Origin of the sequence: uncultured Roseobacter sp. (assembly GCF_947488185.1) — a bacterium.
In the GTDB taxonomy this organism is placed as follows: domain Bacteria; phylum Pseudomonadota; class Alphaproteobacteria; order Rhodobacterales; family Rhodobacteraceae; genus Roseobacter.
This window is the reverse complement of sequence record NZ_CANKYM010000005.1, coordinates 388,724-411,529: the sequence shown is the minus strand read 5'-3', so window position 1 is coordinate 411,529 and position 22,806 is coordinate 388,724. Positions and strand designations below refer to the sequence as shown.

The 22,806-nt window shown below is 60.8% G+C and carries 20 protein-coding genes and 1 tRNA gene; 16 read left to right on the top strand and 5 right to left on the bottom strand.

What is annotated here, in order from left to right:
- The first annotated feature begins 46 nt into the window (after window positions 1–46).
- The 5 genes from Q1A52_RS20150 (at window position 47) to acuI (ending at window position 4,215) form a co-directional block, all read left to right on the top strand.
- On the top strand, window positions 47–820 hold the full coding sequence (locus Q1A52_RS20150; protein ID WP_300019405.1) for a DUF2182 domain-containing protein: 774 nt from the start codon (window positions 47–49) through the stop codon (window positions 818–820).
- Between the two features lie 3 nt (window positions 821–823).
- On the top strand, window positions 824–1,531 hold the full coding sequence (locus Q1A52_RS20145) for a DUF1326 domain-containing protein (protein ID WP_300019403.1): 708 nt from the start codon (window positions 824–826) through the stop codon (window positions 1,529–1,531).
- Window positions 1,528–2,031 carry a DinB family protein gene (locus Q1A52_RS20140; RefSeq protein WP_300019401.1) on the top strand — a complete coding sequence of 168 codons (504 nt, stop codon included), beginning with the start codon at window positions 1,528–1,530 and terminating at the stop codon, window positions 2,029–2,031. Before Q1A52_RS20145 ends, Q1A52_RS20140 begins: the two co-directional genes overlap by 4 nt.
- Window position 2,032: 1 nt before the next feature.
- On the top strand, window positions 2,033–3,136 hold the full coding sequence (locus Q1A52_RS20135; RefSeq protein WP_300019399.1) for a dimethylsulfoniopropionate demethylase: 1,104 nt from the start codon (window positions 2,033–2,035) through the stop codon (window positions 3,134–3,136).
- Between the two features lie 86 nt (window positions 3,137–3,222).
- Window positions 3,223–4,215, top strand: a complete 993-nt coding sequence (gene acuI / locus Q1A52_RS20130) for an acryloyl-CoA reductase (RefSeq protein WP_300019397.1) — start codon at window positions 3,223–3,225, stop codon at window positions 4,213–4,215.
- Between the two features lie 72 nt (window positions 4,216–4,287).
- Here the strand turns inward: acuI and Q1A52_RS20125 are convergent, their stop codons facing one another.
- On the bottom strand, window positions 4,288–4,731 hold the full coding sequence (locus Q1A52_RS20125) for a nuclear transport factor 2 family protein (protein WP_300019395.1): 444 nt from the start codon (window positions 4,729–4,731) through the stop codon (window positions 4,288–4,290).
- 35 nt (window positions 4,732–4,766) lie between these two features.
- On the bottom strand, window positions 4,767–5,174 hold the full coding sequence (locus tag Q1A52_RS20120; protein ID WP_300019393.1) for a hypothetical protein: 408 nt from the start codon (window positions 5,172–5,174) through the stop codon (window positions 4,767–4,769).
- A 102-nt stretch (window positions 5,175–5,276) separates the two neighbouring features.
- Between Q1A52_RS20120 and Q1A52_RS20115 the strand changes: the two genes are divergently transcribed.
- Window positions 5,277–5,885, top strand: coding sequence for a TetR/AcrR family transcriptional regulator (locus Q1A52_RS20115; protein WP_300019391.1), 609 nt, complete (start codon window positions 5,277–5,279; stop codon window positions 5,883–5,885).
- A gap of 111 nt (window positions 5,886–5,996) precedes the next feature.
- Here the strand turns inward: Q1A52_RS20115 and Q1A52_RS20110 are convergent, their stop codons facing one another.
- The gene (locus tag Q1A52_RS20110; protein ID WP_300019389.1) at window positions 5,997–7,841 is read right to left on the bottom strand and encodes a BCCT family transporter; all 1,845 of its coding nucleotides are present in this window, start codon (window positions 7,839–7,841) and stop codon (window positions 5,997–5,999) included.
- 282 nt (window positions 7,842–8,123) lie between these two features.
- On the opposite strand from Q1A52_RS20110, the gene Q1A52_RS20105 reads away from it, so the two are divergent.
- The 10 genes from Q1A52_RS20105 to Q1A52_RS20060 all read left to right on the top strand — a co-directional run bounded on the left by Q1A52_RS20105 (window position 8,124) and on the right by Q1A52_RS20060 (window position 19,460).
- Window positions 8,124–9,347 (top strand): aminotransferase class V-fold PLP-dependent enzyme, encoded by a 1,224-nt coding sequence (locus Q1A52_RS20105; RefSeq protein WP_300019387.1) that lies wholly within the window; start codon window positions 8,124–8,126, stop codon window positions 9,345–9,347.
- 68 nt (window positions 9,348–9,415) lie between these two features.
- Window positions 9,416–10,834 (top strand): deoxyribodipyrimidine photo-lyase, encoded by a 1,419-nt coding sequence (locus Q1A52_RS20100; protein ID WP_300019385.1) that lies wholly within the window; start codon window positions 9,416–9,418, stop codon window positions 10,832–10,834.
- A 58-nt stretch (window positions 10,835–10,892) separates the two neighbouring features.
- Window positions 10,893–12,101, top strand: a complete 1,209-nt coding sequence (locus tag Q1A52_RS20095) for a cyclopropane-fatty-acyl-phospholipid synthase family protein (RefSeq protein WP_300019535.1) — start codon at window positions 10,893–10,895, stop codon at window positions 12,099–12,101.
- Between the two features lie 28 nt (window positions 12,102–12,129).
- Complete coding sequence (locus tag Q1A52_RS20090) at window positions 12,130–12,570, top strand: TrgA family protein (protein WP_300019383.1); 441 nt, start codon at window positions 12,130–12,132, stop codon at window positions 12,568–12,570.
- 16 nt (window positions 12,571–12,586) lie between these two features.
- Window positions 12,587–13,693, top strand: a complete 1,107-nt coding sequence (locus Q1A52_RS20085; RefSeq protein ID WP_300019381.1) for an NUDIX domain-containing protein — start codon at window positions 12,587–12,589, stop codon at window positions 13,691–13,693.
- A 55-nt stretch (window positions 13,694–13,748) separates the two neighbouring features.
- The gene (locus Q1A52_RS20080) at window positions 13,749–14,786 is read left to right on the top strand and encodes a cysteine synthase A (RefSeq protein ID WP_300019378.1); all 1,038 of its coding nucleotides are present in this window, start codon (window positions 13,749–13,751) and stop codon (window positions 14,784–14,786) included.
- Window positions 14,783–17,101, top strand: a complete 2,319-nt coding sequence (locus Q1A52_RS20075) for a DUF3772 domain-containing protein (RefSeq protein ID WP_300019376.1) — start codon at window positions 14,783–14,785, stop codon at window positions 17,099–17,101. The genes Q1A52_RS20080 and Q1A52_RS20075 overlap by 4 nt, the downstream gene beginning before the upstream one ends.
- The gene (locus Q1A52_RS20070; protein WP_300019374.1) at window positions 17,098–17,817 is read left to right on the top strand and encodes an alanyl-tRNA editing protein; all 720 of its coding nucleotides are present in this window, start codon (window positions 17,098–17,100) and stop codon (window positions 17,815–17,817) included. Before Q1A52_RS20075 ends, Q1A52_RS20070 begins: the two co-directional genes overlap by 4 nt.
- 70 nt (window positions 17,818–17,887) lie before the next feature.
- Window positions 17,888–17,977, top strand: a tRNA-Ser gene (locus tag Q1A52_RS20065).
- A gap of 694 nt (window positions 17,978–18,671) precedes the next feature.
- Window positions 18,672–19,460 (top strand): inositol monophosphatase family protein, encoded by a 789-nt coding sequence (locus Q1A52_RS20060; protein ID WP_300019372.1) that lies wholly within the window; start codon window positions 18,672–18,674, stop codon window positions 19,458–19,460.
- A gap of 58 nt (window positions 19,461–19,518) precedes the next feature.
- Here Q1A52_RS20060 and Q1A52_RS20055 read toward each other — a convergent pair whose 3' ends face one another.
- Together Q1A52_RS20055 and Q1A52_RS20050 are read right to left on the bottom strand one after the other, a co-directional pair.
- Window positions 19,519–20,595, bottom strand: a complete 1,077-nt coding sequence (locus tag Q1A52_RS20055; protein ID WP_300019370.1) for an ABC transporter ATP-binding protein — start codon at window positions 20,593–20,595, stop codon at window positions 19,519–19,521.
- Window positions 20,592–22,799 (bottom strand): iron ABC transporter permease, encoded by a 2,208-nt coding sequence (locus Q1A52_RS20050; protein WP_300019368.1) that lies wholly within the window; start codon window positions 22,797–22,799, stop codon window positions 20,592–20,594. Before Q1A52_RS20050 ends, Q1A52_RS20055 begins: the two co-directional genes overlap by 4 nt.
- Window positions 22,800–22,806 lie beyond the last annotated feature (7 nt).

Here is a 22,806-nt window from a genome sequence, read left to right as displayed (position 1 = left end):
GGTTCTAATTGTCTGGCATTTGAATCGCAAGGAGACAAGACGACTCATGCACGCCACCCTGCGCACCACCCTCTGGCTGGGCTTTTTCGCCGCCATTCTGGCGGCGTGGTGGGTGATGTATGTGATGAGCGTCGATATGGACCTCGATCTGCTGGGCCGCCCGGGGCCGCAGGGGCAGGCCATGGCGGCGATGGATCCGCGCATGCCCATGTATATGCCGATGGCGAATTTCGGGCCGCTCTTTTGGATGTGGGTGATCATGATGGCGGCGATGATGCTGCCGACTCTGGTGCCGACGCTGCGGGCCTATGAGGACCTGATGGTGAGTGCCAATGGAACGCGCGCGGGCTGGCTGGGCGTGCTGCTGGGGTATTTCATCGTCTGGGTCGGGTTTGCCGCCGTGATCACCGGCGCGCAACTGGTGCTGCTCTTTGGCGGTGTGGTGGACATGCTGGGGATCGCGCGCAGCCCGTGGGTCGCCGGCGGATTGCTGCTAGCCGTGGGCGCGTTCCAGTTCACGCGGGCCAAGGAAATCTGCCATGGTGTGTGCCATGCACCTGCGATGTACTTCCTCGGACATTGGCGCACCGGTTTTGCGGGCGGGTTGCGCATGGGACTGGGGCTCGGCGCGTTTTGCGTTGGCTGCTGCTGGGGGTTCATGTCGCTGGGGTTTGTCGGCGGGGTGATGAACCTGGCGTGGATGGGGCTGGCGACCCTGTTTATGGTGATCGAGAAGCTGCCTCAGATCGGGCATTATGTAACAAAACCCATGGGTGTGCTGCTCTGTGCGGCAGGTCTTTGGGTGATCTTGGGAGGATAGAGAATGGCCAAGAACAGGAAGGCGGATGCTGATCGCTTGCCGATTTCGCAGCGCATCGACCAGCGGATGCCGAACCCAAAGCGACGTCAGACCAGCCCGACGGAATGGGCGATCAAGGGCGAGCTGTTTCTGAACTGCTCCTGCACGGTGTTTTGCCCCTGCGTGGTCAGCCTGGGTGCACACCCGCCCACCGAAGGGCATTGCCACGCCTGGATGGCGATTGCCATTGATGAAGGGCACTATGAGGGTGAGGACCTTGGCGGTCTGAACATCGGGCTTCTGGTGGACATACCGGGGCGTATGGGCGAGGGGAACTGGAAGGTGGCCGCCTATGTCGATGAGCGTGCGAGCGGTAAGGCGTATAACGGGATCTTGCAGATTTTCTCAGGTGCTGCGGGCGGTACCACGGGGCTCTTTACGATGCTGGTGAGCGAGATCATCGGCGCGGAACGCGCGCCCGTCGAGATCGTGCGCGAGGGCAATCGCCGGTCGATCATGATCGGGCGCAAGATCCAGGGCGAGATCGAGATGGTGGCCGGCAAGGACCCGGAACATCCGGTGATGGTGAGCAATTCGAAGTACTGGATGGGTCCCGACATCATCGCGGCCACAGGGCTCAAAAGCCGGGTGCGCGATTATGGCCGGGTGTGGGATTTCGGCGGAAAATCGGCCGAGATCTGCCCGATTGACTGGAAAGGCCCCAAGCCGTGATCGACCCGACTTATGCGCAGATGATGGCGCGCTACAACGCCTGGCAGAACCGGTGGATGTTCGCGGCGGTCGAGTCGTTGAGCGATGAGGCGCGGGAGGCAGACCGGGGGCTGTTTTGGGGGTCGATCCGGGCGACGCTGAGCCATCTGATGTGGGGCGACTTGATGTGGATGTCGCGCTTTGATGGGGGTGAGGGGCCGTCAAAGCCCTTGAATGAGACGGGCAACGCCTATGCTTGGTCCGAACTCATGGCAGAGCGCCCTGGTGTAGACGCGCGTATCACCCGTTGGGCCGCGGGTGTCGCCGATGAGGCGTTCGATGGAGATCTGACCTGGTGGTCGGGTGCTGCGGGGCGGGAGATGTCGAAGTCTTATGCGCTCTGCGTGGTGCATTTCTTCAACCACCAGACCCATCACCGTGGACAGGTGCACGGAGCCTTGACGGCACTTGGGGTGGAGACCGACGACACCGACATTCCATTTATGCCAGAGGATGCCTGAGATGGCGCTGATCTCTCCGTCGCGGCGGCTGCGCCGTACGCCGTTCTCTGCCGGGGTCGAGGCGGCGGGCGTGAAAGCCTATACGATCTACAACCACATGCTGCTGCCCACGGTGTTCGAGAGTGTGGAGGCCGATTACCACCATCTGAAGAACCACGTACAGGTCTGGGATGTCTCAGCCGAGCGGCAGGTGGAGTTGCGCGGACCCGATGCGGCGCGGCTGATGCAGATGCTGACCCCGCGCGATCTGAGGGGTATGTTGCCGGGGCGGTGTTTTTACGTGCCGATTGTCGATGAGACAGGCGGGATGCTCAACGACCCGGTCGCGGTGAAGCTGGCCGAGGATCGCTGGTGGATTTCCATTGCCGACAGTGATTTGCTGCTCTGGGTCAAAGGGATTGCCAATGGCTGGCGGCTGGATGTGCTGATCGACGAGCCGGATGTGAGCCCGCTGGCGGTGCAGGGGCCAAAGGCGGAAGAGCTGATGGCGCGGGTCTTTGGCGAGAGCATCCGCGACGTGCGCTTCTTCCGCTTTGGTCTTTTCGAATACGAGGGGCGCGAGCTGGCGATTGCGCGCTCGGGCTATTCGAAACAGGGGGGCTTCGAGATTTACGTGGAGGGCGGCGATCTGGGCATGCCACTGTGGAGCGCGCTTTTCAAGGCGGGCGAAGACCTGAACGTGCGGGCGGGCTGCCCAAATGCCATCGAGCGGATCGAGGGCGGGCTTCTGAGCTATGGTAATGACATGACCGATGACAACACGCCGCATGAATGCGGGCTGGGGCGGTTCTGTGACACGCAGACGGCCATTGGGTGTATCGGTCGCGACGCGCTGTTGCGCGTGGCCAAAGAGGGGCCGGTGCAGCAGGTGCAGGCGATTGCCATTGAGGGCAATCCGGTGCCGGGCTGTGACCGGGTCTGGCCGCTTTTTGGCGGTGGTCGGCGCGTGGGGCAGGTGACCTCGGCTGCGTGGAGCCCGGACTTCGAGACCAATGTGGCCATTGGCATGGTGCGCATGACCCACTGGGACAGTGGCACGGAGCTGGAGGTGGAGACGCCGGATGGCATGCGCAAGGCCGTTGTGCAGCCGGGGTTCTGGGCCTGACGGCGAGTGTGCGTTGGCGGATCGCTTGTGCATGCATATTTGGAGAACAATGAAGCAGGGGCGTGCCCCGGATCGGGAGATGTGAGATGTTCAAGGCACTTGTGGTGAGCAAGGATGAGGAAAGCGGCAAAACGTCGGCGGCTGTGCAGGAGATCGGTGAGGATCAACTGCCGAAAGGGGATGTCACGGTTGCTGTTGAATACTCTACGGTGAACTACAAAGATGGGCTGTGCATTGGGCCGGGTGGTGGGCTGGTACGCAATTATCCGCATGTGCCGGGGATCGATTTTGCCGGGACCGTCGAGGCCTCGGACGATGATCGCTATGCGCCGGGTGACAAGGTGTTGCTGACTGGCTGGCGTGTCGGTGAGGCGCATTGGGGCGGCTACGCGCAAAAGGCACGGGTCAAGGGGGACTGGCTGGTGCCGCTGCCCGATGGGCTGGATACACGCAGGGCCATGGCTGTGGGAACCGCCGGGTTTACTGCAATGCTCGCGGTGATGGCGTTGGAAGACCATGGGCTGAAAGTGGGTGATGGCCCGGTTCTGGTGACCGGTGCCGCCGGGGGTGTCGGGTCGGTAGCTACGGCGATTCTGGCCCATCTGGGGCACGAGGTTGCTGGTGTGACCGGGCGCCCCGAAACAGCCGATTACCTGAAGGAGCTTGGGGCAACGCAGATCGTGGCACGGGAAGAGATCAACGAGACCGTCAAACGACCGCTTGAGGCGGAAACCTGGGCGGGTTGCGTGGACGCGGTTGGAGGCGCGATGCTTGCACGGGTTCTGGGGCAGATGAAATACGGCGCGTCCGTTTCGGCTGTGGGCCTGGCTGGCGGCGCTGGCCTGCCTGCGACAGTGATCCCTTTTCTGCTGCGTGGCGTAAACCTGCTCGGCATTGATTCCGTCATGCAGCCTTACGAAAACAGGGTGCGGGCCTGGAAGCGCATCGCGTCTGATCTGCCCATGGACAAGCTGGAGGCCATGGTGCACCCGGCAACGCTTGGGGATTTGCCGCAGCTGGGTGCGGATATCCTGAAAGGGCAGGTCAAGGGCCGGGTGGTCGTGGATGTAAACTCCTAAGCAGTTCCAAAAGGCGGGAGGTGGTCACTGACCGTGCCACCCCTGCCGGATTGCCGGTGCATAGGTGCGGGTTTACTCTGTGTGCTGGTGCCACATGTCGGTGACAATTTTCCAGCCGTCTTCTTCGGGTTGCAGCACGAAGAGATAGGTGCTTGTTGTGTCCATCCCCGCAGTTTCAATCACGGCTTCGACTGATCCGATCATGACTGCGAGAGTTGCATCTTCAGCAACAAAAAGGTGATCGATGGTGTGAGTGACCTTGCCTGCGTTCTCCGTCACAAAGTCAAAGAGTTCGCGTGGTCCGGCAAGGCCATGGCGAACGGGCACACCTTGCGTAATCCAGAGCGTGTCTTCTGCGTAGAGGCTGACCAGTGCATCCGCATCAGAGCTTGCGGCTGATGCATTGAAGGTATTGTTGAGGGCTGTCAGGCTTGAGGCTGCCGAATCCGCAAGCGTATCGGCAAGTGCCAGACCGGGTGCCATGCTCAATGCTGCAAGAAGGGTGAGTGTCTTCATCTGTTCTGTTCCCCGAGGTGTTCAATCGGGCGTGATCAGGCGGCGGCTGAGACGGGATCGGGACGGGCAAAAATGACCTCGCGGGTCACTTGCCAGCGATCATCCTCAAACAAAAGATCAATGCTCGGCACAAGGATCCTGTCGTCGCCTCCGAGATGCACCTTGCGCGTGATCAGCACATGGCCGACGTTTCCTGACGCTTCGATATCATGGTACTCGGCCCAGGTGTTCGGGTTTCCGGTGGTGTCGTCATTCATCGCTTGCAACATCGAGATGAACCCGTCTTTGTCGTGCTGAATCAGGTTGTTATCCGGATCTATCATCTGGATTTTCATATCGTCGTGGTAAATTCTGTCCAATCCTCTCAGGTCGGATGTCGTGCCGGCGACGATCAGGGCCTCGATGGTTTCGCGGATGGCAGTGACTTTTATGTCTTCGGTCATGGCGTCTTTCTCAGCGTTGAGGGAGGGCGGGATGAGGCCTTGCTTTGGGATTTATAACGAACGATATAGATATATGAAAAACAAGCAGTCAAGAATTATATTATGAACGATACAAAAAGAATTGGACGACCGCGTGGCTTTGATGAGAACGACGCGCTTATGGCGGCGATAAATGTATTCTGGGCAAAGGGCTATGACGGCGCGTCGATGAAAGACCTGACCAGAGCGATGGGGATCAGCGGGCCGAGCCTGTACGCGGCCTTCGGGGACAAACGCGCGCTCTATTTGAAGACGATAGATCGCTATGCGGACGTTGATGCCTGCGCGCCCATCGTTGCGTTCGAGGCGGAACCCGATATCGAAAAGGCGGTGCGTGGTTTTCTGACCAGCGTTATCTCCTCTGCCACGGATCCTGGGGACGGCACACGCGGTTGCTTTCTTGCCTCCTGTGTCTCTACCAGTGTCGGGCAGGTGGAAGGCGTTGACGAGCGCATGGAAAAGGCGATCGACGGCACCGATCTTCGCCTTGCGCAGCGCTTTGATCTGGAAAAGCAAAGGGGCGTTCTACCCGCGGATTTCCCGTCACGGCTGCGGGGGCGGCTCATGTATGACATGCGGCAGGGATTCGTGTTTCGCGGGCGGGCCGGGTGGTCTGGCGAGAGCCTGATGGAAGATATCGAAGATCGTGTTCAGATGATCCTTGCGATATAGGTTTCACAATTTTGGAATAGGTCGCCGAATACTTTCAAAAGCTCCGATTCCCATCAAACAGTAATAAAAAAGGCGCCCGGGTTGGGCGCCTTTTCGTTGTTTTGTAGAGTTTTACTCTGCCGGTTGTGGGTCAGGATCGCTTACGGCAATGCCAGCTTTCTCGCGACGGCCATCGTTAAAGAGCGCCTTGATCAGCGACAGCACCATCAGCACCATCACCATGGTAAAGGGCAGGGCGCCGATGATCATGGCGTTCTGCAAGGCGGAGAGACCGCCACCGCCCGCCAACAGCAGTGTACCGATCACCAGCGTGAGGATCACACCCCAGATGATGCGGTGCTTGACACCGGTTTCCTCGGCGCCGCCAGACATGATGGTGTTCATCACCAGTATGCCGGAATCCGCGGAGGTCACCAGGAAGGTCATGATCAGGACCACGCACATGATCACCAGCCCCTGAAGCAGACCGCCCGAGAGCATCTGTTCCAGCGTCACGAAGAGTTTCGCGGAGTTGGAGGCGGCAATGATCGCGCCATCTGCGCCGCCGGTGATCTCCAGGTCGATGGCGGTGCCGCCCAGAATGGTCATCCAGGCAAAACACACCAGCGCAGGAGCAATCACCGCGCCGAGCACGAATTCACGCACTGTACGGCCCCGGGAGATGCGTGCGAGGAAGAGACCCACGAAGGGCGAGAAGGCGATCCACCAGGCCCAGTAGAAGGTGGTCCACCCGGCCTGCCAGCCGAAGAGACGCCCCTGGTCACCTGCGTCATAGGCTGCGGTAAGGTCGGCAGCGGGCAGGCTGGCTGCTGCGCCCTCCAGACCGCCGGTGAAGCCGTCAAGGCTGCCCCAGGGGTTCGTCGCTCCGGCGTAGACCGCGCCCAGTTCCTCTGCAGGCAGGGCCTGCACGGAGGCAGGCGCAACGGCTGCAAAAGCCTCCTGGCTCAGCGGTGCGTAGGCCTCAAAACTGAGGTTCACGAAGGCGATCAGATAGTCGATCAGCGCCGTGGCATAGGTGGTCATCGCAAAGAGGAATGAGCCGAAGATGATGAAGGTGAGCAGCAGGATCAGCGACAGCACGAGGTTCAGGTTCGACAGGTATTTCACCCCACGTCCGACTCCCGATACGGCCGAAATGATCGACATGCCCATGATCACCACAAGCGCTGCAATCAGACCGGTCTTGGTGGCCTGCGGGGTCTCACCGCTTGTATCCATCATCCACTCCGCTCCGGTAATCGCATAGACACCGTCGACAAGCTGACTGACACCGAAGCCGATGGTCACAGACACGCCGAGGATCGTCGCAACCACGCCAAGCACGTCGATGATATGCCCGAAGAATCCATTGGCAAAACGCCCGATCAGAGGCGTCAGGGCCGAGCGGATCGTCAGTGGCATGCCGCGGGTGTAGGCGTAATAGGCAAGGCTCAACCCGGTGACCACGTAAATGGCCCAGGCGTGAAACCCGTAATGCAGGAAGGTGTAGCGGTAGGTGCTGGTCAGTGCCTCGGGCGTATTGCCGGATACGTCCCCTGCAACAACAACGGGGTTCGATCCCCAGAGGCCCAGGGGTTCCGCCGTTGCAAAAGTCATCAGACCGACACCCAGACCGGCGCCGAACATCATCGAGAACCAGCTGAAGTTACTGAACTCGGGCTTATGCCCCTGTATGCCAAGCACCCGGCTTCCGGTCGAGGGGATCAGCGCGATGATGATCAGGAAGAAAGCGAAAGCACCGACGGAAATGATGTAGAAGGTGTTAAAGGAGTTCAGCAACGTGCTGTTGATCTGTGACAGCATCGCCCCTGCACCAGCAGGAAAGACCAGGGCCCAGAGGACCAGAAGCACCATCCCGACTTTTGAGATCAATGCGATCGGAAGGCTGTAGCCTTCGTAGAAACCGGAGTCCTGAGTGTTGATCTCAAGCTCCGTAAACGGCGGTTTGACAGACATAGGTTTTCTCTCTGTTGCGATCCGGCCGTCTGTGCGGGCCGGTATCGGGGTCAGACCAGCGGATGTCGAGAATGCGCCAAACGTTTCGTCAGGCGCAGTCGCCAGTCATTTGGTACGGGCGAGCATGCCACGCGTTCGGGGACTGTGACAAAGGAATAATGGGACCGGTGTCAATTCAGCGACACTTCTGGTTTGGAAACGACCAATGCCCTGCTTGCTTGACGTGGCGTCCGGGCAATTTGGGTTCTTGACCTGCTGCGCTACAGGATGGACGGTGCGGGCATGAAACTAGATACAGACTTCGTACGCAGCCAGTTTCCGGCCTTTGACGTGCCATCGCTTCGGGGGCAGGCCTTTTTCGAAAACGCGGGTGGGTCCTATACCTGCGCGCCGGTGATTGACCGGCTGACGCGTTTCTACACCGAGCGCAAGGTGCAGCCCTATGCGCCCTATCCGGCCAGCCAGCTGGGCGGGGCGGAGATGGACGAGGCGCGCACCCGTATGGCTGCCATACTGGGCGTGGAGACAGACGAGCTGAGCTTTGGTCCCTCGACCACGCAGAACACTTACGTGCTGGCACAGGCCTTTGCCGAGATGATGCAGCCGGGCGAGGCGATCGTGGTCACCAATCAGGATCACGAGGCCAACTCCGGCCCCTGGCGCAGACTGTCTGCGCGGGGGATTGAAATCCGCGAATGGCAGCTGAACCCCGAGACCGGGCATCTTGACCCGGAGGATCTGGAGGATCTGCTGGACGACACTGTCCGGCTGGTCTGTTTCCCGCATTGCTCCAACGTGGTGGGAGAGATCAATCCGGTGACCGAAATCACCGCGCTGGCCCATGCCGCCGGGGCGTTTACTTGCGTCGATGGCGTCTCCTATGCACCGCATGGCTTCCCGGATGTGGGCGCGCTGGGCCCCGATATCTATCTCTTCTCTGCATACAAGACCTATGGGCCGCATCAGGGGCTGATGATCATGCGCCGCACATTGGGCAACCTGCTGCCCAACCAGGGGCATCATTTCAATGGCGATGCGCTGTACAAACGCTTCACGCCCGCCGGGCCTGATCATGCACAGATTGCCGCCTGTGCCGGCATGGCGGATTATGTCGATACGCTCTATGCGCATCATTTCGGGACCGACGCGAACCCCAAGGCGCGGGGCCAGGCGGTGCACGATCTGATGCGGGCCCATGAGGAGGTGTTGCTGACGCCGCTGCTGGAGGCGATGAAGGCGCGCAACTCCGTGCGGCTGATCGGACCGGAAACTGCCTCTGGCCGGGCGCCGACCGTCGCATTGGCGCTGACGCGTCCGGGGGAGGCCGTGGCAGAGGCGCTTGCCGCCCATGGCATCATGGCGGGCGGCGGCGATTTCTACGCCGGGCGGGCGCTGGATGCCATGGGTGTGGACAGCGAATTGGGTGTCCTGCGCCTCAGTTTCACCCATTATACAACCTCCGGTGAGGTCGATCAGCTTTTAAATGCGCTTGACGCGGTTCTGTGACCTTTGCCGGTGATCCAAAGCGAAGGGACTTGCGTAGCTTTTGAAATGAATTGCAAAGGCTTCGCTCTGTGAGCTCATCTCCTGTTCTTGTCTGGTTTCGCCGGGATTTCCGGCTGAGCGATCACCCGGCCCTGCACGCAGCCTGTTCCACCGGACGGCCCGTGATACCCGTTTTCATCCATGATGACGCCGTTGCCGCGCTGGGCGCAGCCCCCAAGTGGCGCCTTGGGCTGGGTCTGGAGGCGTTTGGTCGCGCGCTTGCCGACAAGGGCAGCCGGATGATCCTGCGGCGCGGCCCGGCGCTTGAGGCGCTGCAGGCGCTGGTCAAGGAAACGGGGGCCAGTGCGGTCTATTGGACGCGGCTCTACGATCCCGACGCGGTGGCGCGGGACACGCGCGTGAAATCCACGCTGAAAGAGCAGGGGGTTGAGGCACGGTCCTTCGGCGGCCACCTGATGTTTGAACCCTGGACGGTCGAGACCAAGACAGGCGGTTTCTACAAGGTCTACACGCCGTTCTGGAACATGGTGAAAACCCGCGATGTGGAGCCGCCGCTGGAGGCACCTGCGCAGCTTGCCGCGCCGGAGAACTGGTCCGAGAGCGACGCCTTGGAGGATTGGGACCTGGGCGCGGCGATGAACCGTGGCGCCGATGTGGTCCGCCCGCATGTGCGGCTGGGCGAAGCCGCCGCGCAGGACCGGCTCGGGATGTTCATCGAGGATATCGTCGCCGACTATGACACCACCCGGAACCTGCCGGGCGTCGACGGCACCTCCGGGCTGTCGGAAAATCTCGCCCTGGGCGAGATCAGCCCGCATCAATGCTGGCACGCGGGCCTGCGCGCGCGGCAGGAGGGCAAGAGGGGCGCGGAGACCTTCCTCAAGGAGCTGGTCTGGCGCGAGTTCGCCTATCACCTGATGCATCACACGCCCCGCATCCTGACGGACAACTGGAAAGAGGATTGGGACGCCTTTCCCTGGCGCGAAGACGTCGACACGGAGGCCGTTCAGCGCTGGAAACAGGGGCGCACCGGGCTGCGGTTCGTGGATGCGGCGATGCGGGAGATGTATGTGACGGGCCGCATGCACAACCGCGGGCGCATGATCGTGGCGAGTTATCTGACCAAGCACCTCATGACCCATTGGCGGATCGGCATGACGTGGTTCGAGGAGTGCCTGATTGACTGGGATCCGGCCAGCAATGCGATGGGCTGGCAGTGGTCGGCGGGGTCGGGCCCGGACGCCACGCCCTACTTCCGCGTTTTCAACCCGGTCACCCAGCTGGAAAAATTTGACACCAAGGAAGACTATACCCGCCGTTGGATTGCCGAAGGGATGTCGCAGCCGTCGCCGGATGCGCTCTCGTACTTTGACGCGATCCCGCGCCGGTGGTCGTTGTCGCCCGAGGCGTCATATCCCGCACCGGTTGTAGCAGCCGATGAGGGCCGAAAAGTCGCACTCGATGCATATGAAAACAAAGGCTTCTGAAACTCTTGATCGCGCTTTTGCGTGTATCTTACAGTCAGGCACGAAAAGCGGAATGACCATGATCCTCACCACGACCGACGGCCACAAAGACCTGCCGCGCTACTTCTCGCGTGTTTTTGCCATGGCGCAGCAGATGAACTACGGGCGTGTCGATTTCGTGCTGCCTGATGGGCGGCGATTTCGGGCCGACGGCAAGGCGCCCGGGCCGATTGCGGAACTGCAGGTGCACAATAACGATCTTTTTGCCCGATTGATCCGCGAGGGTGATCTTGGGTTCTGCGATGCCTATCTCGATGAATGGTGGTCGACACCGGATTTGCAGGCCTTCATGGATCTGGTGCACGCGGACAACGAAGACATCTACGACGGTTTTCCCGGCATGGCTCTGGTGCGCAACTTCGAAAAGCTGCGCTTTTGGCTGCAACGCAACCACAAGGCACAGGCGCGCCGCAACATCAGCCATCACTATGATCTGGGCAATGAATTCTACGGGCTCTGGCTGGATGACACGATGACCTATTCCTCTGCACTGTTTGAGACCGGGCAGGAGAGCACGGAAAAGGCGCAGATCGCCAAGTACAAATCCATGGTGGATGAAATGGGCGCGCAGCCCGGCGACCATATTCTGGAGATCGGCTGTGGCTGGGGCGGGTTCGCGGAATATGCCGCACGGGAACGCGGTCTGAAGGTGACCGGGCTGACCATTTCCGAAGAGCAGTTCAAGTACGCAAAGGAACGCATTGAAAAGGCGGGTCTTTCCGGAAGTGTAAATTTCAAACTGCAGGATTATCGGGACGAAACCGGTCTCTACGATGGGATTGCGAGTATCGAGATGTTCGAAGCCGTTGGCGAAAGATACTGGCCCACCTATTTCGAGGTGCTGCGCGACCGGCTGAAGCCGGGGCGCAACGCTACCCTGCAGATCATCACCGTCGCAGACCGACGCTGGACGGTCTACAAACGCGGTGTCGACTTCATTCAGAAATACATCTTCCCGGGGGGCATGCTGCCAAGCCCGTCGGCGCTGCGCGACCAGATTGGTCGGGCCGGTCTTGCGGTTGAGCAATCCATAGAGTTCGGTGGCAGCTATGCCATCACACTGCGCCGCTGGCATGAAACCTTCAATGAAAAGTGGGATCAGGTCAGCACTTTAGGCTTTGACGACCGGTTCCGGCGATTGTGGAATTTTTACCTCACCTCTTGTGCTGCGACCTTTGAAAGTGCCAACTGTGATGTAACACAGATTACCGTGAAGCGACCGGGATAGGGTCGCAGGACGCACGAAGGAACGATAAATGCCCGACGCAGCCCGATTAGTTGCAGCCATCTGCATTAGCATTGTCGCCCTTATCGTTTCCTTCCAGGTCATTCCGCTGATGCCGGAAAGCACTGATTTCGGGTGGTTTCTCTATGTGAACCCGGCGATTGGCGCCTTTGTGGGGTGGACAGTCATGGGCAAGCGCGCAGGGCGCGGTGTGGCATCCGCGATTAACAACGGTTTTGGCGGTGTGCTGGTGCTTGTCCTCTGGGGATTGTTAATCCACTCGTCGGTTCAGATGTTCGACCGGGCCATGGCCAATTGGTACAACAACGCGTTTCAGGCCCTGCTGGCGATTGTGAAGTTCATGGCCGAATACGGGCTTGTTTTGATCAATCCGCTTGTGATCTTCACGATGGTCGCGGGCGGCGTTCTGTCGGGCCTCGCCACCGAGTACGCTTGGCGGACCTGGCGCTGAGCAGGATAACCATCCCATGACACCGCTGTTCTTTTTTGGCACGCTGCGCCATCCGGCGCTGATCGAAGCGGTGGTCGGGGACACCAACCATATCGACCTGAGTGGGGCGGTTCTGCCGGGATACTGCATTCATGCGGTTGCAGAAGGACCGTTCCCCACCATTGCCGAAGATGCTGCGGGTGAGGCCGAAGGTGTGCTTGCCGACGGCGTGACGGAGGCCGACCTCGCACGGCTGGACTACTACGAGAAAGCCTTTGGCTATGTGCTGATCGACGTCACTCTTGCAGATGGTCGTGCGGCGCGGGCTTATATGCCGCCCGTTGGTTTGTGGACAATGCAAGGGCCTTGGTCATTGGACGACTGGGCGCGTGACTGGGGTCCGCTCAGCGTGATCGCGGCCCGCGAAGTCATGGGCTATTTTGGAATCAAGCCTCCTGAGGAGATCGCAGGGATGTTCCCGATGATCCGCGCGCGGGCTTGGTCCCAACTCAATACAGGCACGTCCCGGCATGGCGCGGGCACGTTGAAGGGTGGGATCGAGGTCGCGGAACAGCGACGTGTCTACGCTAACTACTTTGCCATCGACGAATATGACCTGCGGCACGAACGGTTTGACGGGCGGATGACCGAGACCGTGAAGCGTGCGGTTTTCCTGGCGGCCGATGCGACGCTGGTGCTGCCCTACGACCCCGTCCGGGATCGGGTCTTGCTGGTGGAACAGATGCGCATGGGGCCGCTGGCGCGGGCGGATGCATCCTGCTGGCAGCTGGAGCCTGTCGCCGGGCGCCTTGACCCTGGCGAGACGGCAGAACAGGCCGCCCGCCGGGAAGCGATGGAGGAGGCGGGGCTTCAGCTGGGGGACCTGCACGCCGTAGGTGAGACCTACGCTTCACCGGGCAACTCTTCCGAGTTTTACTACAGTTTCGTCGGCCTGGCGGATTTGCCCGACGATGTGGCCGGTGTCGGCGGGTTGGAAGAAGAGCACGAAGACATCCGCGCGCACCTGGTGTCTTTCGACGCGCTCTTGGAACTCTGCGATACCCGTCAGGTTGCCAATACGCCCCTGGCACTGATCGCCTACTGGCTGGCCCGGCACCGCGACCGATTGCGCGCCACCTCTTGAGGTCGCGCCGGTGCGCGGCTAGGTGTTGAGAACATATATCAAAGGAACCGACCCGATGCATGTTGCAAGCGATCTGGCTGCGGCCGTTGGAAACACCCCGCTGATCCGCCTCAAGCAGGCAAGCGAGGCTACTGGTTGCGAAATCCTCGGCAAGGCGGAGTTCATGAACCCCGGGCAGTCGGTCAAGGATCGCGCGGCGCTCTTCATCATCAAGGATGCGGTGGAAAAAGGGCTGTTGCGCCCCGGTGGCACGATTGTTGAAGGTACTGCGGGCAACACCGGCATCGGGTTGGCGCTGGTGGGTGCTTCCATGGGGTTCAAGACCGTGATCGTCATCCCCGAAACGCAGAGTCAGGAGAAAAAAGACATGCTGCGGCTGGCCGGTGCGGAACTGGTGCAAGTGCCGGCTGCGCCCTACCGCAACCCTAACAATTTTGTGCGCTATTCCGAACGGCTGGCCGTCGAGATGGCACGGAACACGAATGAAGGGGTGATCTGGGCCAATCAGTTCGACAACGTTGCCAACCGGCAGGCGCATATCGAAACCACCGGGCCGGAGATCTGGGAGCAGACGGGCGGCAAGGTTGATGGATTCATCTGTGCCGTGGGGTCTGGCGGCACGCTGGCGGGCGTCTCGGAGGCGCTGAAGCCAAAGGGCGTGAAAATCGGTCTCGCCGATCCGGACGGGGCCTCGCTTTACAACTATTACACCAAGGGCGAGCTGGTGATGTCCGAAGGGTCATCAATCAACGAAGGGATCGGGCAGATCCGCATCACCAAGAACCTTGAAGGCTTCACGCCCGATTTCAGCTACAACATCCACGACAGCGAGGCCCTGCCCATCGTCTTTGATCTGCTGCAGCACGAGGGGCTGTGCCTGGGCGGCTCCTCCGGCGTCAATATCGCCGGGGCCATGCGCATGGCGCGGGACATGGGGCCGGGGCATACGATTGTGACGATCCTTTGCGATTATGGCACCCGGTATCAGTCCAAGCTCTTCAATCCCGAGTTCCTGCGTGAAAAAGGGTTGCCTATTCCTGGCTGGCTGGATCAAGCACCGGCCAGCATTCCCGGTGTTTTCGAAGACGTATGAGGGCGCTGACCCACAGCCTTTTGGCGCTGAGCCTCGTGCTCCTGACGCTCTGGGGCGATCCCGGGAGTGCACAGGAACCGGGCAGCGGACCAAACATCGAGGCATGGAACAGCGTCGCCACGCTGGCTGAAGAAGCCATTGAGCGGGATGAAGCCAGCAACGAACGTTTTGAACGTTTGCGGGCCGAGATCGCGGAGTATCGGGCAGATTTCACCGCGGGCACCAAGATCAACGGAGAGCGGATTGCGACGCTGCGCACGCAGATCGAGGCGCTTGGGCCGGTGCCGGAAAGTGGCTCTGAGCCCGAGGATATCGCGGCGCGGCGCACGCAGTTGGAAACCCAGCTTGAAACCCTGCTGGCCCCGGTACGCGTCTCGGAAGAAGCGTTCCGGCGTGCCGATGGACTGATCCGGGAAATCGACACGATCATCCGGGAACGGCAGGCGCGGCGGCTGCTGGCATTGGGTCCATCTCCGCTGAACCCGGCGCATTGGCCCACGGCCTTTGAAGATCTTGGGGGCATTTTGCTGGCCATCGGGCAGGAGGTCGAAACCCTCAGTGACCCGGATCGCCGAAAGAAGATGGCGGAAAATCTGCCGCTTGTGCTGTTCCTCATGGCCATTGCGCTGGCGCTGATCATCCGGGGGCGTGCCTGGGCCGGTATGGGGCTGACCTACCTGCGGCGCTGGGGCGGGCGCGGCTCCGGTGTCTGGCGTTTCCTTGTGTCGCTGTTGCGAATTTTCCTGCCGCTGACGGGGCTGTTGATCCTGACCCATGCGCTGCGTCTGACCGGCCTTGCCGGGACCCGCACCGATCAGATACTCGAAGCGCTGCCAGCCTTCGGCTTCGTGCTGCTGGGCTTTCGCTGGCTGGCCGAACGGTTGTTTGCCCGTATCCCCGAAGACGCGCTGATCCCGCTGCCGGACACCAAGAGATCGGCGGCGCGGTTCTACATGCTGGTGCTCTCGCTGTTCTTTGTCTCGCGCGCGGTGGTGGAGCTTTTTGTCGGTTTTGATGACGTGGACCCGGCAACCGATGCGGTTCTGGCCTTCCCGATTGTCGTGCTGATTGCGCTGGTGATGGCCCCCGTGGGGCTGATCCTGCGCAGTTTCTACGTGGAAAGCGATCCTGACAGCGAGGAGGTGCCTAGAGGATTGGGGCTCGCACGGGTGGTGCGTGTGGCCGGAACGGCGCTGGTCGTGGTGTCGATCATCTCGCCGATCATGGCGGCCATCGGATATGCCGAAGCTGGCAATGCACTGCTCTATCCGACACTGGTCAGCCTGTTGATCCTCGGCTTCGTACTGACGTTGCAACGGTTTTCGGCCGACCTTTACGGCCTGATTACGGGCGATGAGGACAAGGCGCGCGACGCGCTCGTGCCCGTGCTGGTGGGCTTTGCGCTGGTGCTCTGCGCCATTCCGCTCCTCGCCCTGGCCTGGGGCGCGCGGGTGGCAGACCTTACCGAGGTCTGGGCCATCTTCAGCCGCGGCTTTGCCATCGGCGACACCCGCATCTCGCCCGGCGATTTCCTGACCTTCGCGATCATCTTCATCGTGGGCTATTCGGTGACCCGGCTGGTGCAGAGCACCCTGCGGGTCAACGTCCTGCCCAAGACCCGGATGGACATCGGCGGGCAAAACGCGATTGTGTCGGGCCTTGGATATGTCGGTATCTTTCTGGCCGCGGTGCTGGCCATCACCGGCGCGGGGATCGATCTGTCGTCGCTCGCCATCGTTGCCGGTGCCCTATCCGTCGGCATCGGGTTCGGCCTGCAGACCATCGTGTCAAATTTCGTCTCAGGGATCATCCTGCTCATCGAACGGCCGATTTCCGAAGGCGACTGGATCGAGGTTGGTGGGCAGATGGGATACGTGCGCGACATCTCCGTACGCTCCACCCGGATCGAGACCTTCGACCGCACGGATGTGATCGTGCCCAACGCTGATCTCGTCTCCGGCACCGTTACCAACTTCACCCGCGGCAACAAGGTGGGCCGCTTGATCGTCAACATCGGCGTGGCCTACGGAACGGACACGCGGCGGGTCGAAGGCATCCTGACAGACATCGCCGAAGCCCAGCCCATGGTGTTGCAGAACCCGCCGCCGATGATCCTTTTCAACAACTTCGGGGCGGATTCGCTGGAGTTTGAAATGCGCATGATCCTGCGGGATGTGAACTGGATCCTGAAGGTCAAGAACGACGTGAACCACGCCATTGCGGAACGGTTTGCCGAAGAGGAGATCGAGGTGCCCTTTGCGCAGCGCGACCTCTGGCTGCGCAATCCCGAGGTGCTCAAGGATACATCGTCATGACCCACATGCTCTTTCGCGAAGACCCTTATCTGCAGGAAGCGCATGCGAAGGTCGTGGCACATACCGATGAAGGCGGCATCGTGCTGGAGCGTACAATTTATTATCCGACGGGCGGTGGCCAGCCCGGCGACAGCGGGCATTTGAAATGGTCAGGTGAACGTTTGGAAGTCGCCACCACCGTGAAAGGTGACGGTGACGCCATCGCGCTGGTGCCCGCAGATGCGCAGGCATTGCCGGAGCTGGGGACGGAGGTTGAGCAGGTGCTCGACTGGGAGCGCCGCTACCGTCACATGCGCGTGCATACGGCGCTGCATCTGCTGTCGGTCGCCATTCCTTTTGGCGTCACCGGTGGTGCTATCAGCGCGCAGCACGGGCGGCTGGACTTCGACATGCCCGAGCTGCCCGAGGACAAAGACGCGCTACAGGCACACTTGACCGACATGATCGCATCGGACGCGCAGGTCAGCGAGAGCTGGATCACCGACGCAGAGCTCGACGCGCAGCCGGAGCTGGTGAAAACGATGTCGGTGAAACCGCCGCGCGGGGCAGGGCACATTCGCCTGATCCGCATCGGGGATGCGGCCTCTCCTCTTGATTTGCAGCCCTGCGGGGGCACACATGTGGCGCGATTGGGTGAGATCGGCGCGGTCCGGCTTGGCAAAATGGAGAAAAAAGGCCGCAGGAACCGCCGCATTTACCTGCATCTGGACAGTTAGGGCACGGGCGCGCGGAAAGGCGATTTTGGCTCTTGCAATGCGCGGGGCTACCGCGTTACACCGCGCGGACGGAGCGGTGGCCGAGTGGTCGAAGGCGCACGCCTGGAAAGTGTGTAGGCGGGAGACCGTCTCCAGGGTTCGAATCCCTGTCGCTCCGCCACAATTCAATATTCACGGGTCGTTCGTGGTTTCGCTCGATATCGCTTTCTTCACTAAAAGAAGGCGATTATTGAGTAGCTCACATCCATTAGATTGCACTTAATGCCCGATAGTGCACTGGCGTTTTTAACTGTCAGTTTCAGCCGGAGTCTGGATTGCATATACGATTACCAAGGCCAATCATATCTGGTTAGAATTATCTGCTACAGATGCGGGTGCTGCGGCGCAGAAGCTGTTTAAGACAACCCATATAGCCATCGACTTTAAACCAATAACCGAGAGGTTGGGCTTGCCCTTGCCGGGCAGGAGATCATTGACTTTCAGTCGCGTTCATTATCGTGGTTCTCAAATGCCAGAAGTTGAAAATCCGCATCGGTGTATTTGCGAGGAGGCGCGCCAATCTCCAGTGGCTTTCAATGTGATGGGCAATGTGGCTGATCTTGCAAATTCAAGTTGTGATGTTGTCGGTTTTTCAAAGCTCTTCACAAAATGGATCTATGACTGTGACGGGTTTTGCCGTTTTGAGGCAACCCTGTACGCGGATTTCTTATGCCTCTGCCCCGCATTCTCGCGGGATGCTGCGCGGCGACCCCCGAAACCGATACGGCCATCGCGTTTATCATCCCGATATCGACTTGGGATGATGGATATGACTGAGCCTTGATCCGGACAGGAGAGCGTGCAAGTTTCAAAACATGAGTTTGACCACAAAATCCGCCTTTGCCATTGATCTTTGCCAATCCGCGGGCCGGAAAGCCCGGGAGTACTTTGAGAACCGCGACCAGCTAAATGTGGACCAGAAGGGTGCGCAAGACTGGGTCAGCGATGCGGACCGCAATGTCGAAGTGTTCATTCGAGAGCAGATAGCCGCGGGTTGGCCCGAAGATGGTATCTTTGGGGAGGAGCATGGCGACACGGCCGGTCAAAGCGGCTTTGACTGGGTGATTGATCCCATCGATGGCACCACCAATTTCGTCAACGGCATCCCGAACTGGACCGTCGTGTTGGCAGGTGTGTCGGACGGCAAGACACAGGTGGGCGTCATCCACGATCCGATCACCAACGAGACTTTTTCGGCGGTGCGCGGCGGCGGAGCGACGCTGAATGGCGCGCCGATGCATGTCGCGACCGGCACAGCGCTGGAAAACGGGACCGTGGCCGTTGGCTATTCAAACCGGGTGACTGCGGAAAGCATCGTGCCCGTGGTGGGGGCCCTGATCGCTCAGGGGGCGATGTTTCATCGCAATGGCAGTGGCGCGCTGTCGTTGGCCTATGTGGCTTCGGGGCGGCTACTGGGCTATCTGGAAGAACACATGAACGCGTGGGATTGTCTTGCTGGCCAGTTGATGATTGCGGAGGCGGGTGGTGTCGTTGAGGCACAGAATGCCGACGATATGATCCGCGGCGGTGGGCGCGTGATCACTGGGACGCCGGATGTTTTCGACACCCTCAAGGGCATCGCGACCTCAGCCTGGGATGCCTGAAATCCGGGCGGACAAACATGCCATTTTCTGACAGTCGACAGCGCCGGGAAACACGCCGCTACGGCGCGTTCGGCAGCAGGACCGGCCCCTTTTCAGCGAAGCTCATGCGCAGAGTGGTTCCGATCTCGAACGGCGTATCCACGTTGTCCTCCACGGCAAAAACCTGCCCGAAGGCCCCGGTCAGCGTGTATTCCATCCGCACCCCGACATAGGTCGCCTTGTCGACGGTTGCTTCGACGCCTGTCGCTCCGCCTGTGAGGATGCGGGAGGGGCGGACTGCGAGCGTCGCCGGGCCGGGAGGCAGTCCACGGGCCGGGAGAGTGTGTTGATAGTTTTCTATCTCGATGGTCGCCAGCTCGCCCGCCACCGACACGATCTCGCACGCGATCAGGTTGGCCTCGCCGATGAAGTCTGCAACGAAACGGTCATTGGGCGCATCGTAGAGCGCGCGGGGTGTGCCGATCTGGGCAATGGCCGCATTGCGCATCACGACGATCTCGTCCGAGACGGCCAGCGCCTCTTCCTGATCGTGGGTCACATAGACGACGGTCAACCCGAGGTCCTGCTGGATGGCGCGGATGTCTTCGCGCACCTGGCGGCGCAGCTTGGCATCGAGATTGGACAGGGGCTCGTCAAAGAGCAGCACCTGCGGTTCCAGCACCAACGCCCGCGCAACGGCAACCCGCTGCTGCTGCCCGCCGGAGAGCTCGGAGGGCAGGCGGGTATCGAAGCCTTTCAGCCCCACAAGCTCCAGCCCTGTCAGCGCACGATTGCGGGCTTCTTCCTTGGCAAAACCGGAAAACGTCAGCCCGTACATTACGTTTTCCAGAACGCTCATATGGGGAAAAAGCGCGTAGGACTGGAAGACCATCGACACGTCCCGATCCGTTGCGGGCAGTTTCGTGACATCCCGGTCGCCGATCAGGATGCGCCCCGAACTTGCCATCTCAAGTCCGGCAATCATCCGCAGGGTCGTTGTCTTGCCGCAGCCCGACGGGCCCAGCAACGTAACCAGCCTGCCAGCCTGCACATGCAGGTCGATGTTGTCCACCGCGATGACATCCTTGCCGAAGACCTTGGAGACGCCTTCGAACCGGACGGGCGCGGCCTTGCTGGAAATTACGGTGTCGCTCATGACGATCTCCCTGCGCCGAAACTCGTGCGCCGCCCGATCTGGACGCGCCCAACGAGGAATTGCAAAAGCCCGACCGCCGTCAGCATGACGAAGATCAGGGTGGTGGAATAGGCGATGGCCAGACCGTAGTCGTTATTCTCCACCCGCCCGATGATGTAGCTGGTGGCCATGTCGTACTCCGCCGAGACCAGAAAGATCACCGCCGAGATGGCCGTCATCGCGCGGACAAAGCTGTAGACCAGTGCGGCAAGGATCGCGGGGCGCAGCAGCGGCAGGATCACCCGGCGGAAGGTCTGCCAGGAATTCGCGCCCAGGGTCAGGGAGGATTCGTCCAGTGACTTGTCGAGCTGGCTCATGCTGGCAATGCCTGCGCGCACGCCCACGGGCATGTTGCGGAAGATAAAGCTGATCACCAGGATGACCCCTGTGCCGGTAATTTCGATGGGAGGCACGTTGAAGGCAAGGATGTAGCTGACGCCGATCACGGTACCGGGGATGGCAAAGCTGAGCATGGTGCCGAACTCGAATGCGTTCTTGCCGGCGAAACTCTGACGGGTCAGCAGGTAGGCGGTGACCAGCCCGACGGCGGCCGTCAGCGGGGCGGCGATGGCGGCGATGGTGATCGTGGTCCAGAAACTGTCCCAGGCGGCCCCGGTCCAGCGAATGCCCTCTGCTTCGAACCGCACCGAAAACGCAGTTACGTAGTGTTTGAAGGTCAGCGAATTATTGACGCCCCAAAGCTCCACCACGCTGCCGTAGATGATCATTGCGTAGACGACGGCGGTGAAGAGCGCCCAGCCGAGGGCAACCCCCATCACCGGGATCGCCAGACCGTTGGGCATCAGCGGATGCACCCCGGCATCGCCCTTGCCCGACACGGTGGTATAGCTCTTTTTGCCCAGCCAGGCGCGCTGCGCATAAAAGGCGGAGAGGGTGAAAAAGAGCAGGACCATGGCCAGCACCGCCGCACGCCCCTGATCGTATTGCGCACCGACGATTGCAAAGAAGATCTCGGTTGAGAGCACGTCGAAATTGCCCCCCAGTACCAGCGGGTTGCCAAAATCGGCCATGCTTTCGATAAACCCTAACAGAAACGCATTGGCCAGACCGGGCCGCATCAGCGGCAGGGAGACGGTGCGGAAGGTCTGCCAGCGGTTGGCGCGCAGGGTCTGGGCAGCTTCTTCCATGGAGGGGGAGACGCCTTCGACCACACCGATCAGCACCAGAAAGGCAATGGGCGTGAAAGCCAGCGTCTGCGCGATCAGCACGCCCGGCATCCCGTAGAGCCAGCGCGTCGGCTGGGTGCCGAAGAGATCAGAGACGAAAACAGTGACGGTGCCGGAGAGCCCGAAAAGCAGAATGAGTGCCAGCCCGATCACGAAAGGCGGCGTGATGATCGGCAGCACGGTCAACGCGCGGATGGCGCGTTTGTAGCGAAAGCCGGACCGTGTCACGACCAGCGCGAAACACAGGCCCAGAACGGTGGTGATGAGCCCTACCAGTATCGCCAGAAACAGAGAGTTCCACGCGGCGCCGCATCTGGCCCCGGCCAGACAGCCCAGACCCCAGAGCCGGTCGTCAAAGAACTTGGCCGCGAAGACCGAGAGCGAATAGGCTCCGTCATCAGTGACGAAGGCCGCAAACAGCATCTTGGCGATGGGAAAGAACACAAAGGCGGTGACAATGGCGATGACCCCGCCGATGGCGCTGACGACAAAGACATCGCCGTTGATGGCGCCCCGCGCCGCGATGCCTTGGGTGAGCAGAAAGAGAAAGGCAGAGGCGGTGATCATGCCGCCATAGCCCATGCCGAACTGCCGGTCCCCAAGGTCACCGAACATGGTTTCGAGCCAGTTGAAATTGAAGCCCCGGATGCCGATGCCGAAGCCTTGCGCGATCAGCCAGCCGAACCCCAATGCGCCCGAAAGGATGAGCAGGCCGGCGTATAGCGGATCTGATTTCGCGCGGCGCAGGGCAAAGAGCGGCAGGGTCAAAGCCGCCAGAAGGGGCGCCAGCCAGAGCTTCTCACCCTGTCCGATCAGAAAGAGGGCAGGGGCGTAGTCCTCCTCGAACGGATAGCCGTCCACCAGCCAGTCAAAGGACAGGAAGCCATCCTCCAGCATGTACCATGGCAGAAGGCAGTAGCCGACCCAGCCGGCGATGATCCAGAAGATCAAAACCGGCGGGGCCGCTTTTTTATCCAAGGGCCGG

Excerpts from the sequence above, each read along its gene's own strand:
- Q1A52_RS20150 (WP_300019405.1), top strand. The coding sequence starts at position 47 with ATGCACGCCACCCTGCGCACCACCCTCTGGCTGGGCTTTTTCGCCGCC.
- Q1A52_RS20145 (WP_300019403.1), top strand. The coding sequence starts at position 824 with ATGGCCAAGAACAGGAAGGCGGATGCTGATCGCTTGCCGATTTCGCAG.
- Q1A52_RS20135 (WP_300019399.1), top strand. The coding sequence starts at position 2,033 with ATGGCGCTGATCTCTCCGTCGCGGCGGCTGCGCCGTACGCCGTTCTCT.
- acuI (WP_300019397.1), top strand. The coding sequence starts at position 3,223 with ATGTTCAAGGCACTTGTGGTGAGCAAGGATGAGGAAAGCGGCAAAACG.
- Q1A52_RS20125 (WP_300019395.1), bottom strand. The coding sequence starts at position 4,731 with ATGAAGACACTCACCCTTCTTGCAGCATTGAGCATGGCACCCGGTCTG.
- Q1A52_RS20120 (WP_300019393.1), bottom strand. The coding sequence starts at position 5,174 with ATGACCGAAGACATAAAAGTCACTGCCATCCGCGAAACCATCGAGGCC.
- Q1A52_RS20115 (WP_300019391.1), top strand. The coding sequence starts at position 5,277 with ATGAACGATACAAAAAGAATTGGACGACCGCGTGGCTTTGATGAGAAC.
- Q1A52_RS20110 (WP_300019389.1), bottom strand. The coding sequence starts at position 7,841 with ATGTCTGTCAAACCGCCGTTTACGGAGCTTGAGATCAACACTCAGGAC.
- Q1A52_RS20105 (WP_300019387.1), top strand. The coding sequence starts at position 8,124 with ATGAAACTAGATACAGACTTCGTACGCAGCCAGTTTCCGGCCTTTGAC.
- Q1A52_RS20095 (WP_300019535.1), top strand. The coding sequence starts at position 10,893 with ATGATCCTCACCACGACCGACGGCCACAAAGACCTGCCGCGCTACTTC.
- Q1A52_RS20090 (WP_300019383.1), top strand. The coding sequence starts at position 12,130 with ATGCCCGACGCAGCCCGATTAGTTGCAGCCATCTGCATTAGCATTGTC.
- Q1A52_RS20085 (WP_300019381.1), top strand. The coding sequence starts at position 12,587 with ATGACACCGCTGTTCTTTTTTGGCACGCTGCGCCATCCGGCGCTGATC.
- Q1A52_RS20080 (WP_300019378.1), top strand. The coding sequence starts at position 13,749 with ATGCATGTTGCAAGCGATCTGGCTGCGGCCGTTGGAAACACCCCGCTG.
- Q1A52_RS20075 (WP_300019376.1), top strand. The coding sequence starts at position 14,783 with ATGAGGGCGCTGACCCACAGCCTTTTGGCGCTGAGCCTCGTGCTCCTG.
- Q1A52_RS20070 (WP_300019374.1), top strand. The coding sequence starts at position 17,098 with ATGACCCACATGCTCTTTCGCGAAGACCCTTATCTGCAGGAAGCGCAT.
- Q1A52_RS20060 (WP_300019372.1), top strand. The coding sequence starts at position 18,672 with ATGAGTTTGACCACAAAATCCGCCTTTGCCATTGATCTTTGCCAATCC.
- Q1A52_RS20055 (WP_300019370.1), bottom strand. The coding sequence starts at position 20,595 with ATGAGCGACACCGTAATTTCCAGCAAGGCCGCGCCCGTCCGGTTCGAA.